This is a genomic window from Methylorubrum podarium (assembly GCF_022179745.1).
Lineage (GTDB): Bacteria > Pseudomonadota > Alphaproteobacteria > Rhizobiales > Beijerinckiaceae > Methylobacterium > Methylobacterium podarium.
Genome location: NZ_BPRD01000101.1, coordinates 1 through 1408, shown reverse-complemented (window position 1 = coordinate 1408; position 1408 = coordinate 1). Strand labels below are relative to the sequence as shown.

The window sequence follows — 1408 nt, the reverse complement described above, 5'->3', positions numbered from 1 at the left end:
GCGGGCGGCCTCGGCCGCGAGCCGGCGCACGGCGGCGTCACCCAGGCTGCGGTCGGCGATGAGCGCGTCGAAGGCGACGCCCGAGAGCGCGTCGAGGCCGGCCTCCGCGCTGCCGACGACCACCGCCGCCGCGCCCGAGCGGCTGAGCCGCCGCGCCAGGAACGGCGCCTGGAACGGCGAGCCGGCCACGATCAGCACTTTTCGCGATGCAAGGCCGGGGATTGCGGGAGCCGTCGCGCCCTCCGTCGCGGGCAGCGGCAGCACGACCCGGAAGATCGAGCCGCGCCCCACGGTCGAGCGCGCCTCGATCGTGCCGTTCATGCGCTCCACGAGGCGGCGGGTGATGGCGAGCCCCAGTCCCGTCCCCTCGTGGCTCGCGCTGTCCTCGCCCTGCTCGAACTCCTCGAACAGGATCGGGATGCGCTCCTCCGGAATGCCCGGCCCGGTATCCTCGACGGTGAGGACGAGCCCCTCCCCCGCCGCGGCGAGGCTGACGCCGACGCCGCCGGCCTGGGTGAACTTGATGGCGTTGCCGGCCAAGTTCACCAGGATCTGCCGCACCCGGTCGGCGTCGCCGACGCGCGAGGCCACGAGGTCGTCGGCGATGTCGAGGGCGATCTCCAGGCCCTTGTCCTGCGCGCGCGGCGCCAGCAACTCGACCACGCCCTCGACCAGGGCGGCGACGTCGAAGGGCTCGGCGGCGAGGTCGAGGCGGCCGGCCTCGATGCGGGAGAAATCGAGGATGCCGTCGACGAGGCCGAGCAGCGCCTTGCCGCTGGTGCGGAAGGCCTCGACATAAGTGCGCTGCTCGGGGTCGAGACGGGTTTCGAGCAGCAGGTCGGCCATGCCGAGGATGCCGTTCAACGGCGTGCGCAATTCGTGGCTGACCGTGGCGAGGAAGCGGGACTTGGCGACGTTGGCGGTCTCCGCCCGGCTCTTCGCCTCGTCGAGGGAGCGCGCCGCCTCGACGCGCTCGGTGACGTCCTGACCCGCCCGCAGCCAGTTCGGGCCGGCCGTGCTGCCGTTCACCGGCATCTCGATGAAGGAGAACCAGCGCGGCACGCCGTCCACCGGCACCAGGCGCTCCTCGACCACACGCACGCCGTCGGGGCGCTGCTCGACTGCGCCGCGCTCGATCACCTCCGGGGTCAGGGTCGAGCCGATCAGTTCCAGCGGCTTCACGCCGAGCAGCGCGGCGAAACCCTCGCTGGCGAAGGTGATCCGCCCCTGCCCGTCCCGTTGCACCACGGCCTGGGTCGTGGCCTCGACCAGCACCCGGTAGCGCTCCTCGCTCTCGGCGATCTGCCAGAGCCGGTCCTGAAGCGCCTCGGTCATATCGGAATCCGGCACGACGGGCTCGCGGCGGCGGAGCGACACCACGATCAGCGCCAGCATCGCGGCCGCGATG

1 protein-coding gene is annotated in these 1408 nt (G+C 72.9%); it reads right to left on the bottom strand.

Annotated features, from left to right (window positions below):
• On the bottom strand, positions 1–1407 hold a 1407-nt coding region (locus MFF42_RS05285), incomplete at its 3' end, for a PAS domain-containing sensor histidine kinase (RefSeq protein ID WP_238254830.1).
• Position 1408 lies beyond the last annotated feature (1 nt).